16 protein-coding genes are annotated in these 15,106 nt (G+C 62.1%); 1 reads left to right on the forward strand and 15 read right to left on the reverse strand.

Going from position 1 to position 15,106, the window contains the following annotated elements:
* Positions 1–17: 17 nt before the first annotated feature.
* Both AAIA72_RS06965 and AAIA72_RS06970 read right to left on the reverse strand, forming a co-directional pair.
* Positions 18–515 carry an FCD domain-containing protein gene (locus tag AAIA72_RS06965; protein WP_369602680.1) on the reverse strand — a complete coding sequence of 166 codons (498 nt, stop codon included), beginning with the start codon at positions 513–515 and terminating at the stop codon, positions 18–20.
* Complete coding sequence (locus AAIA72_RS06970; RefSeq protein ID WP_369602681.1) at positions 503–724, reverse strand: GntR family transcriptional regulator; 222 nt, start codon at positions 722–724, stop codon at positions 503–505. The genes AAIA72_RS06965 and AAIA72_RS06970 overlap by 13 nt, the downstream gene beginning before the upstream one ends.
* A 277-nt stretch (positions 725–1,001) precedes the next feature.
* On the opposite strand from AAIA72_RS06970, the gene AAIA72_RS06975 reads away from it, so the two are divergent.
* A complete protein-coding gene (locus AAIA72_RS06975; protein ID WP_369602682.1) occupies positions 1,002–1,946 on the forward strand; it encodes a GGDEF domain-containing protein in 945 nt (314 codons plus the stop codon).
* Here AAIA72_RS06975 and rluB read toward each other — a convergent pair.
* The 13 genes from rluB to bioB form a co-directional block, all read right to left on the reverse strand.
* The gene (rluB, locus tag AAIA72_RS06980) at positions 1,937–2,791 is read right to left on the reverse strand and encodes a 23S rRNA pseudouridine(2605) synthase RluB (RefSeq protein ID WP_369602683.1); all 855 of its coding nucleotides are present in this window, start codon (positions 2,789–2,791) and stop codon (positions 1,937–1,939) included. The genes AAIA72_RS06975 and rluB overlap by 10 nt on opposite strands.
* Positions 2,788–3,396, reverse strand: coding sequence for an SMC-Scp complex subunit ScpB (gene scpB / locus AAIA72_RS06985; RefSeq protein WP_369602684.1), 609 nt, complete (start codon positions 3,394–3,396; stop codon positions 2,788–2,790). Before scpB ends, rluB begins: the two co-directional genes overlap by 4 nt.
* On the reverse strand, positions 3,377–4,207 hold the full coding sequence (locus tag AAIA72_RS06990) for a ScpA family protein (protein WP_369602685.1): 831 nt from the start codon (positions 4,205–4,207) through the stop codon (positions 3,377–3,379). Before AAIA72_RS06990 ends, scpB begins: the two co-directional genes overlap by 20 nt.
* A gap of 8 nt (positions 4,208–4,215) precedes the next feature.
* Positions 4,216–5,433, reverse strand: coding sequence for a tryptophan--tRNA ligase (locus tag AAIA72_RS06995; protein WP_369602686.1), 1,218 nt, complete (start codon positions 5,431–5,433; stop codon positions 4,216–4,218).
* Positions 5,434–5,535: 102 nt separating this feature from the next.
* Positions 5,536–7,338 carry an acyl-CoA dehydrogenase C-terminal domain-containing protein gene (locus AAIA72_RS07000; protein WP_369602687.1) on the reverse strand — a complete coding sequence of 601 codons (1,803 nt, stop codon included), beginning with the start codon at positions 7,336–7,338 and terminating at the stop codon, positions 5,536–5,538.
* A 99-nt stretch (positions 7,339–7,437) separates the two neighbouring features.
* Complete coding sequence (locus tag AAIA72_RS07005; RefSeq protein ID WP_369602688.1) at positions 7,438–9,243, reverse strand: acyl-CoA dehydrogenase C-terminal domain-containing protein; 1,806 nt, start codon at positions 9,241–9,243, stop codon at positions 7,438–7,440.
* Between the two features lie 176 nt (positions 9,244–9,419).
* A complete protein-coding gene (locus AAIA72_RS07010; protein WP_369602689.1) occupies positions 9,420–10,319 on the reverse strand; it encodes a putative metalloprotease CJM1_0395 family protein in 900 nt (299 codons plus the stop codon).
* Positions 10,320–10,327: 8 nt separating this feature from the next.
* A complete protein-coding gene (locus AAIA72_RS07015; RefSeq protein ID WP_369602690.1) occupies positions 10,328–10,600 on the reverse strand; it encodes a flagellar biosynthesis protein FlgE in 273 nt (90 codons plus the stop codon).
* A gap of 100 nt (positions 10,601–10,700) precedes the next feature.
* Entirely contained in the window at positions 10,701–11,396 is a 696-nt protein-coding gene (gene bioD, locus AAIA72_RS07020; RefSeq protein WP_369602691.1) for a dethiobiotin synthase, read from the reverse strand.
* The gene (locus tag AAIA72_RS07025; protein WP_369602692.1) at positions 11,393–12,163 is read right to left on the reverse strand and encodes a methyltransferase domain-containing protein; all 771 of its coding nucleotides are present in this window, start codon (positions 12,161–12,163) and stop codon (positions 11,393–11,395) included. The genes bioD and AAIA72_RS07025 overlap by 4 nt, the downstream gene beginning before the upstream one ends.
* Positions 12,153–12,800 carry a hypothetical protein gene (locus AAIA72_RS07030; protein WP_369602693.1) on the reverse strand — a complete coding sequence of 216 codons (648 nt, stop codon included), beginning with the start codon at positions 12,798–12,800 and terminating at the stop codon, positions 12,153–12,155. Before AAIA72_RS07030 ends, AAIA72_RS07025 begins: the two co-directional genes overlap by 11 nt.
* Positions 12,797–13,972, reverse strand: coding sequence for an 8-amino-7-oxononanoate synthase (gene bioF / locus AAIA72_RS07035; protein WP_369602694.1), 1,176 nt, complete (start codon positions 13,970–13,972; stop codon positions 12,797–12,799). Before bioF ends, AAIA72_RS07030 begins: the two co-directional genes overlap by 4 nt.
* Positions 13,969–15,039: a biotin synthase BioB gene (bioB, locus tag AAIA72_RS07040; RefSeq protein ID WP_369602695.1), complete on the reverse strand. Its 1,071-nt coding sequence runs from the start codon at positions 15,037–15,039 to the stop codon at positions 13,969–13,971. Before bioB ends, bioF begins: the two co-directional genes overlap by 4 nt.
* Between the last annotated feature and the right edge of the window lie 67 nt (positions 15,040–15,106).

The raw sequence follows: 15,106 nt of genomic DNA on the forward strand, positions 1-15,106 counted from the left end.
CTTGAGCCGCATCGCTGTCAACCCGCTCCCGTGGCCTGCCCGGCATTCACGCCGCCGTGCTCTGCCAGTGTATCCACAACGGACAGGATGAGGGCGCGCTGATCTGCGGCAAATGCCGTGATGAGTTTATCGGCAGCCTGCAGGTCCTTCTCCTGAACGACTTTCACCAGGCTGTTGAAAAATTTCATGGAACGGAACAGCTCGTCCGGGCGCCGGGTGACGGCCAGGTAGTAGGTCCGGCTGATCGCCGGCCGCAGGTTGTCCAAAGTATCCTGCAGGTAGGGATTGGCCACCCGCTCATGACACAGCCGCATCATCTCGAACCCGGCCTCGATGATGGCAAAGAGATCACGCTCTTCCGCCAGGATCAGCTTGTTGAGCCGCTGCAACTGGTTGACCAGGGCAACGATATCCGTTTCATCCCAGACCGCCATGAACCGGTTGACCAGGAGCTTGAGCAGGACTTCATACAGGTCGTAGAGGGCGGCAACGTGCTCTCGTGTCAGTTTTGACACGGCTGCCCCCGGCGCGGAAAGATGTCCACCAGATAGCGGCGCTCCAATATCAGCAGGGCTTCACGCACCGAACCGCGGCTGACCTGAAGCTCATTGGCCACACGCATTTCCTGTATTCGCTCGCCCGGCCTGAGCTGACCGTTGATGATCTGACGCCCGACATGCTGCGCGATCTGCTCGGCCAGACTCTCAGGTGCCTGAAACTGCATCGCTCTCCCATCCTCCTGCGCACATTGTGCGGCATTCTAGCACACCCTCACGGGAACTCACGCGCCTGTCGCAACGGGGCGGCTTCTTTCCTGCCCCCGGAACGGTCAAACAGGATGGCACGCCCCGGGGATCACCGTCAAACTTCCGTCATCCTCCAGAAACAGAGGCAGAAAGCTGCCGGAATTCAAAACCTATCTATTTGTTTTTAATGTCTTATTGGAATTTGGCACAGGCTTCGCTAATTACCTGACAGAAACCCGGTTCGGAGTCAGGATCATGACACAAGGTCAACGCGAAACCCATACAGTGAGTCAGAATGTTGTCGCGCTCAATCTGAAGGGCGCACAGAGCACCATCGCTCCGCTCACCACACTGGAACGTGTCCAGCTGGATCTGCTGCAAAAACTGCAGCGCACGCTGGTCCTGGAAGAGCTTGTGGCCCTGTTCTCGGAGCAGCTTCAGCAACTGGTACCCCATGACAGCTACTGCTACCTCTACCGGGATCTGACCGTTCGCACGACACACCCCCAGCGGGCCTCCCACAACGCCCGCTACAACCTGACGCTGGATGATCAGTATCTGGGCGAAATGGTACTCTACCGGCAGACGCGCTTTGACGAGAGCGAGCTGCACCTTATTGAGTCCCTGCTCGGCACCCTGGTTTACCCGCTGCGCAATACGCTGCTGTATCAGGATGCCGTCAATGCTGCCATGACGGATGCCCTGACCGGTGCCGGCAATAAGCGCGCCTTCGACTACAATCTGCATCGCGAAGTGGCCCTGGCCCGGCGCCATCGCACTGAACTGTCACTGATCATGTTCGACGTGGACTGGTTCAAGCGCATCAACGATACCTACGGACACGCGGCGGGCGACGAAGTGCTGCGGGAAATGAGCGAGCTGGTGCGTGACAACCTGCGCCAGACCGACCAGTTGTTCCGCTTTGGCGGTGAAGAATTCGTGGTCTTGCTGGGCAAGACCAACCTGCCTCAGGCACGGCTGGTCGCCGAACGGATCCGTACAGCCGTCGCCAACTACACCTTCCTGAAGGGGAAAGAGGATATCCGCACCAGCATCAGTGCGGGCATCACTCACCTGCAGGCCGGCGACACGCGCGACACGCTGATCAGGCGTGCCGATGACGCCCTGTATGAAGCCAAGCGCAGCGGCCGCAATCGTGTCATGGCCGCCGCACAGCCCCGGGCTGCCGATCAGCTCTGACGGGAACGCCGGTGTCCTGCCGGTCGCGCCGGCCGGGGTGACTTGCGGGTCTGCCGCTTGCGTTCGTGAGTATCCGGTTGCCGGGTCTTGCGTGCGGGCAGGCCGGCCATGTCATACAGCACGTTGAGATCCGCCTGGCTCATCCATTCCCATTGCCCCATGCGGATGCGTGAAGGCAGGAAGATGAAGCCGTAGCGCACCCGCTTGAGCCGGTTCACCACGAACCCCTGGGATTCGAAGATCCGCCGGACTTCCCGGTTCTTGCCTTCCTTGATGGTGACGTGATACCAGTGGTTGGCACCACTGCCGCCGCCATCCGAAATATCCGAGAAGCGGGCGATGCCATCCTCGAGCAGGACGCCTTCCTTCATGCGATTGAGCGCATCTTCATCGGCCACACCGAGGATCCGGACGGCATACTCCCGGTCGATACCCGTCGAGGGGTGCATGAGCCGGTTGGCGAGCTCGCCGTCGGTGGTGAAGATAAGCAATCCCGTGGAGTTGATGTCCAGACGCCCGACCGAGATCCAGCGGCCCACCGGCGGTTTGGGCAGCCGGTCAAAGACCGTTGGCCGCCCTTCCGGATCATTGCGTGTGGTGACTTCACCTTCCGGCTTGTTGTACACCAGTGCATACACTGGGGCATCTTCCTTGTCCCGAACGGGCTTGCCATCCACCATGATGCGGTCCGATGACGAAACGCGCTGCCCCAGCGTGGCCACCTGGCCGTTCACCGTGACACGCCCTTCCCCGATCCAGCGTTCTGCCTCCCGGCGGGAACAGACCCCGATCCGGGAAAGCACTTTCTGCAGCTTTTCGGTGCTGCCATCCGTTAAGTCAGTCATGTTGCCTCTTGTGTTTCCGTATCCGGAGCCGGCATGTCGTCGCCCTTCTCACCAAAGAGTTCCTGCGCCAGATGTTCCGGGTCGCGCAGTTCGGCAAGCGGCGGAAGATCATCCAGCCCCGTGAGATTAAAATAGTCCAGAAAATGTCGTGTGGTGGCATAAATGGCCGGCCGGCCGGGAACATCCTTGTGGCCCACGACGCGTATCCAGCCATGATCCAGCAACGTGCGCATGATCTGACTGCTGACGCTGACCCCGCGGATATCCTCGATCTCGCCACGCGTCACCGGCTGTCGATAGGCAATGATGGCCAGGGTTTCCATGAATGCCCGGCTGTAGCGCGGCACCTTTTCCTGTTCCAGTTGCTGCACCCAGTCGGAGAATTCCGCCCGAACCTGAAACCGGAAGCCTGAGGCCACCTGAACCAGCTCCAGCGCGCTGCCCTCTGCATAACGCTGTTGCAGGGCCTCGACGGCCTCTTTGACTTCCTTCCGGGTGACCGGCATCCTGGCATTCACCGCGTCCTGCAACGCATCCAGCGGCAAAGGCGCATCCGCTGCAAAGATCAGCGCCTCGACAATCTGCTCAAGTGGTGGCGGCTGCATCGTCGACTTCCTCTTCCCGGCTTGCCCGTGCCCGGACATGAATGGGTGAAAACGGTTCGTTCTGGATCAGTTCAACCACGCTTTCCTTGACCAGCTCCAGCAGCGCCAGAAAGGTGACCACGACGCCAAGCCGCCCCTCCTCGGGCCGGAACAGGGCCACAAAGGGGACAAACTGTTCGTGATTCAGGCGCTCCAGAATCTGACTCATGCGCTCCCGTGTGGACAGTTTCTCCCGCTCCACATGGTGGTGCCCCCGAAGACTGGCACGCCTGAGCACATCCCGCATGGCATCGAGCAGTTCTCCGAGAGAGACCTGCGGGCGTGGCGCCTCCCGCTTCACCTTAGGCCGGGCAACCTGAGCGGCAAACACATCCCGCTCCAGCCTCGGCAATGCGTCCAGGTCCTCGGCGGCCTGCTTGTAACGTTCATATTCCAGCAGGCGACGCAGCAGCTCCGCCCGCGGATCGTCCTCTTCCTCTTCCGCCTCCTGCCTGCGCGGCAGCAGAAAGCGGCTCTTGATTTCCGCCAGCGTGGCGGCCATGACCAGATACTCGGCCGCCAGCTCGAAGCGCATGGCTTCCATCACCCGGATGTACTCCATGTACTGCTCGGTCACGGCGGAAACATCCACAGCCAGAATATCCATGTTTTGCTTGCGGATCAGATAGAGGAGCAGATCCAGCGGCCCCTCAAAGGTGGTGAGAAAGACTTCCAGGGCATCCGGGGGAATGTACAGATCCTGTGGCAGCTCACGGATCGGCTCTTCACCGACCCGTGCGATGACCTCACCTGCCGGGGTGTCGGATGCCATGGCGGGCATTACCGTGAGTAGGCCAGCCCCATGGCCTGACGCACTTCATCCAGGGTATCGCCGGCCACATCCCTCGCCTTTTCGGAGCCCTCCACGAGAATGCTGCGCACGATATCCGGATTCTCCTCGAAGTGTCGCGCGCGCTCGCAGATCGGGCGCTGCTCCTCGATGATGGCATCCGCCAGAGGCTTCTTGCACTCGATGCAACCAATGCCGGCAGAGCGGCAGCCCTGCTGCACCCACTCACGGGTCTCGTCATCGGAATAGACCTCGTGCAGCTTCCAGACCGGGCACTTCTCGGGATCACCGGGATCCGTGCGCCGGACACGCTGCGGGTCGGTCTGCATGGTGCGGATTTTCTCGGCCACACTGTCCGGAGACTCTCGCAAGCCAATGGTGTTGTTGTACGACTTGGACATCTTCTGGCCATCCAGGCCGGGCATCTTGGCCTGCGGAGTCAGAAGCGCCTGAGGCTCCGGAAGGATCACACGACCACTGCCCTCAAGATATCCAAAAAGGCGTTCACGGTCGCCAAGCGACAGGTTCTGCTGCTCTGCCAGCAGTGCGCGCGCAGTTTCCAGCGCTGATTCATCGCCCTGCTCCACATAGCGCTTGCGCAGGGAGGTGTAGAGCCTGGCGGCTTTCTTGCCCATCTTGCGCAGGGCTGCCTGTGCCAGTTCCTCGAAATCCGGCTCGCGGCCATAGAGGTAATTGAACCGCCGGGCCAGCTCACGCGTCATTTCAATATGCGACACCTGATCCGCACCGACCGGCACCCGACCGGCCTTGTAGATCAGGATATCGGCAGCCTGAAGCAGTGGATAGCCGAGAAAACCGTAAGTGGCCAGATCCTTTTCCTTCAGTTTTTCCTGCTGATCCTTGTAGGTGGGCACCCGCTCAAGCCAGCCCAGCGGGGTGATCATGGAGAGCAACAGGTGAAGTTCGGCATGCTCGGGCACACGGGACTGCACGAAAAGCGTGGCACTGCCGGGATCGACGCCCGCCGCCAGCCAGTCGATGACCATATCCCAGACCGCGTCTTCAATGCCGCGGGGATCTTCGTAATGGGTCGTCAGGGCGTGCCAGTCGGCCACAAAAAAGAAGCACTCATATTCGTGCTGCAGTTTGATCCAGTTCTTGAGTACGCCATGATAGTGCCCGAGGTGCAGCTTTCCCGTGGGGCGCATGCCGGACAGCACGCGATTCTGCGATTGCGCGGAACTCACTGTATCTCCTGTCAGTTTCCAGCCGGTTTGATGAAAACCGGAGTATAACAAAAAACCCGCACAGAAACGTGCGGGTTTTTTGAGGTGATGCCCGGAACGCGATCAGTACTGGAGGCTGAACTGCTCGTCTTCCATCGCCATCATGGAGGCACTGCCGGACTTGATGGCCGACAGCAGTGCTGTGCGCTTGGGCAGCAGACGGTCGTAGAAGAACTGCGCCGTCTTGATCTTGGCGTCGTAGAAGCCGGACGTATCGCCTTCTGCCTTGGCTGCCGCCACGGCCACCATGCGGGCCCACATGTAGGCGAAGGATACCAGCCCGAACAGTTCCAGATAGTCCGCGGAAGCGGCGCCGACCAGGTTGCCGTCCTGTGCCGCATTGTCCAGCACGAAGCGGGTGGCTTCGGTCAGGTTGTCCAGCGCTTCGCCCAGCGGTCCGAGCAGTGCGGCCAGCGCCGGATTGCCCTGCTGGCCGGCCATGAAGTCACGGACTTCCTGCTCGAAGATGGCGTAGTAACGACCACCATTGGCCGCAACCTTGCGACCCATGAGGTCCAGTGCCTGGATACCATTGGTGCCTTCGTAGATCTGCGAGATGCGCACATCCCGGACCAATTGCTCCTGACCCCACTCACGGATGTAGCCGTGACCGCCGAAAACCTGCTGCCCCAGGACGCAGGCTTCCAGTCCGCGGTCGGTCAGGTAGGCCTTGCAGACCGGCGTCATGAGGGCAACCAGCGCGTCGGAACGCTTGCGCTCTTCCTCGTCATCACTGTACTTGGACAGGTCAAGGTGCATGGCCACCCAGGAGGAGAAGGCACGAGCCGCCTCGATGTTGGCCTTCATGGTCAGCAGCATGCGACGCACGTCCGGATGGACGATAATCGGATCGGCAACCTTGTCCGGACACTTCGGCCCCGTCGGCGCACGACTCTGCAGACGCTCGCGGGCATACTCGATGGCGTTCTGGAAGGAACGCTCCGCCGCCGCCAGACCCTGTACGCCAACCCCCAGGCGCTCATAGTTCATCATGGTGAACATGGCGGCCAGACCGCGGTTGGGCTCACCAACCATCCAGCCCTTGGCGCCGTCAAAGTTCATGACACAGGTCGCCGAGGCCTTGATGCCCATCTTGTGCTCGATGGAACCACAGCTGACAGCATTGCGCTCTCCCAGCGAACCATCGTCATTGACCAGTACCTTGGGTACCAGGAACAGGGAAATGCCCTTGGAGCCGGCCGGTGCGTCCGGCAGCTTCGCCAGTACCAGGTGAATGATGTTCTCGGTCAGGTCGTGTTCACCACCGGTAATGAAGATCTTGGTGCCGGTGATGCTGTAGGAGCCGTCCGCATTCGGCTCGGCCTTGGTCCGGATGATCCCCAGGTCCGTACCGGAGTGCGGCTCGGTCAGACACATGGAGCCGGCCCAGACACCGGAGTACATGTTGGGCAGATACTTCTCCTTGAGCTCCTGAGTGCCGTGGCTGTCCAGGGCCAGGGCCGCACCGGCAGTCAGCATCGGGTAGAGGCCGAAGGAAATGTTGGCAGACTGAATCATTTCCTCGATCTGGGCGCCGATCATCTTCGGCATGCCCATGCCACCGAATTCGGGATTGCCGCCGATACCACACCAGCCGCCTTCCATGAAGGTCTGGTACGCTTCCGGGAAGCCCTTGGGCGTGGTCACCACACCGTTATCCCAGTGACAGCCTTCCTCGTCACCAGTGCGGTTCAGGGGATCCAGAACCTTGCTGGACAGCTTGCCGGCTTCTTCGAGAATCGCGTCCGCAGTTTCCGGGTCCACGCGCTCGCTCAGGGCGGGCAGTCGTGCCCACAGTGAAGGCGCATCAAATACTTCGTTCAGGACGAAGCTCATGTCACGCAACGGTGCCTTGTACTCAGCCATGTTCTGTTATCCTCTGTACCGAAATGTGATAAACCATTATTTTTCTGCCTGCCGCAAGCGGCAAAAAGCCCGCCGGAGCGGGCTTCGGGAGATGCCGGATCAGACAATGAAGAAGTTGTCTTCGGCCATGTCCATCAGGGTGCCCGCACCGGCGAGCATCGCTTCGGCATGTGCACGGGTCCGCGGCAGGAGACGTTTGAAGTAGAAGCGTGCAGTCTGCACCTTGGCGGTGTAGAAGCCTTCCTCGGTCGTGCCTTCGGCCAGCTTCTGCTGTGCCACCAGCGCCATGCGGGCCCAGAAGTAGGCCATGGTGACGTAACCGGAGTACATGAGGTAGTCCACGGAGGCCGCACCCACTTCGTCGCGGTTCTTCATGGCCGCCATGCCGATCTTCATGGTCAGCTCGCCCCACTCCTTGTTCAGTTTCGCCAGCGGCTCGACGAACTCCTTCATCTGCTCGTTGTCGGCGTGCTCCTTGCAGAACAGGTGGACCTGCTTGGTGAAGCGCTTCAGGGACTCACCCTGGGTCATGAGCACCTTGCGGCCCAGCAGGTCGAGTGCCTGAATACCGGTGGTGCCTTCGTACATGAGCGAAATGCGGGTGTCACGCACGATCTGCTCCATGCCCCACTCGGTGATGAAGCCATGACCACCATAGACCTGCATGCCCAGGTTGGCGGCTTCGTAGCCGACTTCCGTCAGGAAGGCCTTCAGGATCGGCGTCATGAAGCTCATGATTTCCTCGGCTTCCTTCACGGCTTCCTGATCGTCGGACTGATGGACGATGTCGCCCTGCAGACCGGTGAAGTAAATCATGGCACGACCGCCTTCCGCAAAGGCCTTGGCGGTAAGCAGCATGCGGCGAACATCCGGATGAACGATAATGGGATCCGCTGGGCCGTTCGGGTTCTTCGGACCACTCAGGGAACGCATGGCCAGACGCTCGCGGGCATAGCGGATAGCGCCCTGGAAGGCCAGTTCGGCTGCGCCGACGCCCTGAATGGCGGTACCCAAGCGGGCAAAGTTCATGAAGGTGAACATGCAGGCCAGACCCTTGTTTTCGGGCCCGATCAGGTAACCCTTGGCGCCATCGAAGTTCATGACGCAGGTGGAGTTGCCATGGATACCCATCTTGTGCTCGAGGGCACCGCAAGTGACCTTGTTGCGCTCACCCAGCGAACCGTCTTCGTTGACCAGGAACTTCGGCACGATGAACAGGGAGATACCCTTGGTGCCAGCCGGCGCGTCCGGCAGGCGGGCCAGTACCAGGTGAATGATGTTCTCGGCCATGTCATGCTCGCCGGAAGAGATGAAGATCTTGGTACCGGAGATGTTGTAGGAGCCGTCTGCGTTCGGTTCGGCCTTCGTGCGTACCAGCCCCAGATCGGAACCTGCCTGCGGCTCGGTCAGACACATGGTGCCCGTCCATTCACCGCTGACCAGCTTGGGCAGATAGGTGGCCTTCTGCTCATCGGTGCCATGAGATTCCAGTGTTGCCAGGGCACCGTGGCTCAGCCCCGGATACATGCCCCAGGACCAGTTGGCCGTCCCCACCATTTCGCTCATGACCAGGGCCAGCGAGCTGGGCAGTCCCTGCCCGCCAAACTCTTCCGGCGCCGCCATGGAAGGCCAGCCGCCCTCGACATACTGCTGGTAGGCTTCCTTGAAACCGGTCGGCGTCTTGACTTCGCCGTTTTCCAGCAGCTTGCAGCCCTCCTTGTCACCCACCGGGTTCAGGGGAGACAGTACCTGCTCACAGAACTTGGCACCTTCCTGAATGATGGCATCCACCATGTCCGGGGTCGCCACTTCGGCGCAGGGCAGCTTGCTGTAGTGCGTTTCGGCATCCAGCAATTCATTCATGACGAAACGAATATCGCGAAGGGGCGCTTTGTATTCAGGCATTTCACTCACCTCTCAATCTGCGGTGGCCGCTCCCAAACCCGTTTGCAGGGCAGGTACCGTGTCTCGGCCGGAATGTATTTTTCTCAAACAGGTGTTTGAAACATACGTTTGCCCGTTTTTTTTGTCAAGCGAATACGACGCGGGCGTGCAAAATTTTACGTTGGCGGTGTCACATTTCAGCCGATCAGTTCGGCGAGATCCGGAACGGCGGGTATTGAGGAGGGCGCACCGGATTCATTGAGCTGACGGTAGGTATCAAGCGCGGTCTGACGCTGTCGCGGATTCCGGTTGTCACCGGTCGCACCGGCTTCACGCATGCGTTCGCGCTGCTGTGCCAGCATCTCTGCACGGGCCTGCAGCATGGCCTGGGTGGCCTTGGCGGCAACCAGCCTGTCCTGGGGTGACGGATCGGCCGGTGCCAGGGCCGCCCGGCGCACCTGCTCCATCTTGCGGAGGGTGGCTTCCGGATTCCCGGGCACGGGAGAAGCATCAATGGGCACCTCACCCGCCACCGCGTAACGACGGCCATCCGGTCCGGTTTCGAAATCAAAGGAAGGCGCACCCGCCAGCTGTCCGCCCACGGAGGCGTGGGCCTGTTCATGCTGCTTGACCTGCTGATCAATCTGGCTGAGCCGACGAATCTGAGCCAGGACAGCCGGATCAGCCTTGCCGCCCGCATCCGGCGCCCCGGATGCCGGAGCGGATCCGGCGTCCGGCCGCGAAGGATTCGCGCCCGGGGACTGATCCGCCTTCTTCGCAGCCGCCCCGTCCTGATCAGCGGGCGGAGCACCCGCGGCTTCATTCCCACCGGTTCCTGCCCGTGACCGACCGGTATCGGATGCCGGCTGGTTGCCGCGCTGTTCAACGCCTTCATCCATGGATTGCCGGACGCGCGGACGGGCATAAACAAGCGGAGACTGAGTGGCCGAGCCGGTGACCGCTGCGGCTTCCAGTGGCTGTGCAGGCGCGAGCGTGGACACAAGGGCCTCAGGCGCCACAGCCGAAGCTGGCGCCTTGGCCGTGCTGACATCCGGGGTCAGCACGGGAACCACGGGCATCTGTCCGCTGATCTGCATGGCGACCCTCAGGCTTTCACATCCAGAAGTGTACCCAGCGTCTGGTCAGCGGTTTTCACCACCTTGGCCGAGGCCTCAACCTGCACGGAGTACAGCCTGAGCTCCACCAGTCCGGCGGTGAGGTCGGTCATCACATCAGGCGCACCACCTGCCGACACAGGCACTTCACCCGTGCGTTCTGCCGGCAGGCCGGCTTCGGCCACCCGTTCGGCCGCCCGGGCCATGCCCTGCATCCCTCGGTTCACGCCCTGGATGCCCTGGGACAGTACGGAGTTGATCACGTCACACCTTCAATACAGACGGATTCAGTTTGATTTTACCGCAGTCGCTGTTCATTTTTCAATCAAATCCGTCCGGCCCGACCCCGATCTGCTACCGGGATCACGCTTCACCGGGCCAGCGCAGACAGCCGGCGAGATCATCCAGCCGGGCCATGGGTGACGGGGTAAAGGGGAGCACCCCGAGGCAGGGCGCAGGCAGCACACGGACCAGCGTGTCGAGATTGGCCTGTTCCTCGCTCATCACGTCCGGGGTACTGTGATTACCGATCCAGCCAGCCAGTACCCCGCCGTCCCGGACAATGGCTTCTGCCGTGAGGCGTGCGACACTCAGGCAGCCGAGCCGCAGATTCACGACGAGAATGACCGGCAGTTGCAGGCGAATGGCCAGCGCGGACAGATCTTCCCGGTCATTCAGCGGCACACGCCACCCCCCGGCACCTTCCACCAGCGCCAGGTCGGGTTTTACGGTGTCCAGTGTCCGTGCGACGGCTGTTGCCAGCTTGTCCACCGGGATATCCAGTCCCGCCCGGGCTGCGGCAATGTGGGGTGCAACGGCCGGTTCGAGGCAGACCGGATTGACCTGTGCGTAAGGCAGCTTGACGGTCGACGCTTCCATCAGGGAGCAGGCATCCTCGTTCCGGAGACCGTCTGGCGTCCGGCTGGCGCCCGCCGCGACCGGTTTCAGCCCCAGCGTCGTTTTCCCCTGCATCATGCCGCGGTGCAGCAACGCTGATGACACCACGGTCTTGCCGGCGTCCGTATCCGTTGCGGTCACAAAACAGACCTGTGTATTCATGCCTGAGCCTCCAGAAAGAGAACGTGCCAGCTCTGGGGTACCCCCTCGGGTGTCCGGCATGCCTCCCAGGCCTCCAGAAAACGGCGAAACCGCCGGATGCCGGTCAGGCTGCTGCGCCGGCCGGGATTCATGTTGTGTGCGCCCACATCCTTGATGGATCGTGCAGCCTCGGCTGCTGACGCAAAGTGACAGGTGCGGACGCAGGCCGTCTGATGGCGTAGCGACAAGCCGGCGGTCTTCAGCGCGGCCAGCACCTCTTCATGAGGGACGAAACGGTTGACGTGTACCCCACCCGGATCGGCTTCGGCCCAGGCCTCTGCCATTTCCTGCAATGTCCCCGGCAACAGCGTGGTGGCGAAAAGCCGGCCACCGGGTCTGAGGACGCGCCGGACCTCCCGGAAGAAAGGCAGAGGATCCGGCAACCATTGCAAGGCAAAATTGCTCACCACCCCGTCCAGCTGACCACTGCCCACCGGCAGATCCCGCATGTCGCCCTGCAGCCACTGCACCGCTTCAGCGCCGGGCCGGCGTTGTGCTGCCTTCAGCATCCCGGGTGCCAGATCCAGCGCCAGCAGCCGGGCGCCCCGCCGCGCCAGCTCGCAGGCCAGCCAGCCGGTTCCGCAGCCCGCATCCAGATAACGCCCCGAGACAGGACTCATGCGAGCCAGCAACTGTTGCGCGGCCCAGCGTTGCACGGCCGCCACGTCATCATAGCGGGTAGCGGCTTCGCTGAAGGCCTCGGCAATGCTGGCGCTGTCAATGGCCATGGTGCGTCTCCAGAAGAGTGCGTATGCGCCGGCACTGATCCGCATCCGGCAGGTGTCCGCCGGGCAGTATCACTGTGGCGGCATCCGGTGCTTCACAGGGGAACACGGCATCCTGCCCGAACACGATACTGAGCCGGCGGGACGACGTGGCCGCCCATTCAGCGGTCAGATCCTGCTCTGCCAGTGCCTGCAATCCGGCGGACAGACCGGCCATGCGCTCGGCCAGACCGTCCGTCAGGCCGGCCTGGATCTCACGTAACGCCTCGCGGGAATGCCCCGCACCCTGCGCCAGCAACAGTGCAAACCGGCGCAGAGTTTTCTCCGGAGATTGACGGAAGTCACGACAAAAGGCCGCCAGCCATGCCTGACGCTGTGCGTTGCCCGCAACAACGAAACGGGGACCGCTGCCCAGAGTCACGACGGGGCAGCCATGGGCCGCAGCGAGCCGAACGGCCTCCTGCCCCCCCAACGACCAGCCCGCCACCAGGTCAAAGGGCATGTCACCGGCGGGCCCGGTTCGCGAAACGCCATCCAGTGCTACCCAGCGTACTTGCCAGGCTTCGGGCAAGGCACGCTCCCAGATACTGCGAAGCAGAGGCTGCAGCACCGCCCAGCCGCCATAAAACAGCACCTTCATAGCCAGGGTACCAGCTCCCGTTCCAGAACCCGGAGCAAATGATCCACGTCGGACAGGCGATGGGCGGCGCTGAAGGTAAAGCGCAGACGACCCTGCCTTGCCGGCACCGTGGGGGGTCGAATGGCCGTGACCAGAATACCCGCCTCAAGCAGCCGGCGCGAGGCCTCCAGCGTTCGCGCCGCATCACCGGTCAGCAGAGGCTGGATGGGGGTCTGACTGTCCATGAGGGGCAGCCCCAGGTTCTCGCATCCGGCACGGAACCGGGCGACCAGCATCTGTACCTGCATGCGCAGGGCATGTCCTTCACGCACCATTTTCAGGGCGGCCCGTGTGGCTTCGGCCAGCGCGGGCGGTTGCGCAGTGGTATAGATGCTGGTACGTGCAAACTGCTCCAGCGCACGGATCAGCCAGTCCGGCCCGCTGACGATGGCACCCGCCACGCCCAGAGCTTTCCCGAAAGTGGCGACCAGCACCGGTACCTGCTCCTGATCCAGCCCGAAGACTTCAAGCGTGCCGCGTCCTCCGGCACCCAGGACACCGATACCGTGGGCATCATCCACCATCAGCAGGGCATCATGCTTCTGGCAGATCCGGACCAGATCAGGCAAGGGGGCGAGATCGCCATCCATGCTGAACACGCCGTCCGTCACCACCAGCTTGCGGGGGGCCGCCGAAGATGCGAGCAGCGTATCCAGATGTTCCGGATCGCCATGGCGATACCGCTTCAGCCGGGCACCACTGAGGCGCGCACCGTCGAGCAGCGACGCATGGTTGAGGCGATCCTCAAAAATCTCCGTCTGCCGGTCTGCCAAGGCGTCGATCACGCCCAGGTTGGCCATGTATCCCGCGCTGAACAGCAGGGCGCCATCACGGCCGGCAAACTCGGCAAACTCACGCTCCAGCTGTTCATGGGGCAGCAGGTGGCCATTGACCAGGTGGGAAGCACCGGCACCCACGCCCCAGTCTTCCACCCCCCGGGTGAAGGCCTCGGCCAGTTCGGCCGAAGCCGCCAGTCCGAGGTAGTCATTGCTGCAGAACTGCAGGCAGGTGCGTCCGGCCACGGTGACTTCCCGCCCCTGCGGGCTTTCAACAGTGAGCCGCTGACGCAGCAACCCTTCCCCGGCACGCTCGGCGACCCGCGCCTCCAGCCAGTTCCGCCAGCTTGACGTCATGCAGACCCTGCCGCATCGTAGAAGGGCTGATGACGCTCGGCAACTTTCCCGGCTGCCCGCATCAGCTTTTCCCCGTCCCGCTCCAGCGCGCTGCGACAGGTCTCGTGGCGCTCGGGCCGGATACCCAGGCGGCGGAACAGGTTCCGATCATGGTCGGTGTCCGGGTTGTCGGTCGTCAGCAATTTCTCGCCGTAGAAAATGGAGTTGGCACCCGCCAGGAAGCACAGGGCCTGCATCTGATCGTTCATTTTCTCCCGACCGGCGGACAGGCGCACGTGAGAGGCCGGCATCATGATCCGCGCCACGGCAATGATGCGCACAAAGTCGAACGGGTCCAGCTCTTCGGCATCTTCAAGGGGTGTACCACGGACCTTGACCAGCATGTTGACGGGCACGCTTTCCGGGTGTTCGGGCAGATTGGCCAGCTGAACCAGCATGGCCGCCCGATCCTCCACCGCCTCGCCCATGCCCAGAATGCCGCCACAACAGACCTTCATGCCCGCCTTGCGGACATTGTCCAGCGTGCGCAACCGGTCTTCATAGGTCCGGGTGGTAATGATCTGGCTGTAGTATTGTTCGGAGGTATCCAGGTTGTGGTTGTAGTAGTCCAGCCCGGCGGCAGCCAGTGCCCGGGCCTGAGACTCGTCCAGCATGCCCAGTGTCATGCAGGTTTCCAGCCCCAGCGCCTTGACGCGACGCACCATCTCGATCACATAGGGCATGTCCTTGTCCCGCGGGCTGCGCCACGCCGCCCCCATGCAGAACCGTGTTGCGCCCTTTTCCCGGGCCTGCTCCGCGTGCCGGACCACCTTGTCAATCTCGAGCAGCTTTTCCTTTTCGAGCCCGGTGTTGTAATGACCGCTCTGGGGGCAGTACTTGCAGTCTTCGGGACAGGCCCCGGTCTTGATGGACAGCAGGGTACTGACCTGTACCTCGTTCGCATCGAAAAACTGCCGGTGCACCTGTTGTGCCCGGAAGATCAGATCATTGAAGGGCAGTTCCAGCAGTTCACGGACTTCCTGCAGGGTCCAGTCATGGCGGATCAGCGGGTGGGCGGCGTCATTCATGGGGGCTTCCTGTATAATGGATACGGCATTTTTTGTTCAGGGATTGAACGCATGATAAACCACGGAC

It is taken from the genome of Thermohahella caldifontis (assembly GCF_041153465.1).
Lineage (GTDB): Bacteria > Pseudomonadota > Gammaproteobacteria > Pseudomonadales > Oleiphilaceae > Thermohahella > Thermohahella caldifontis.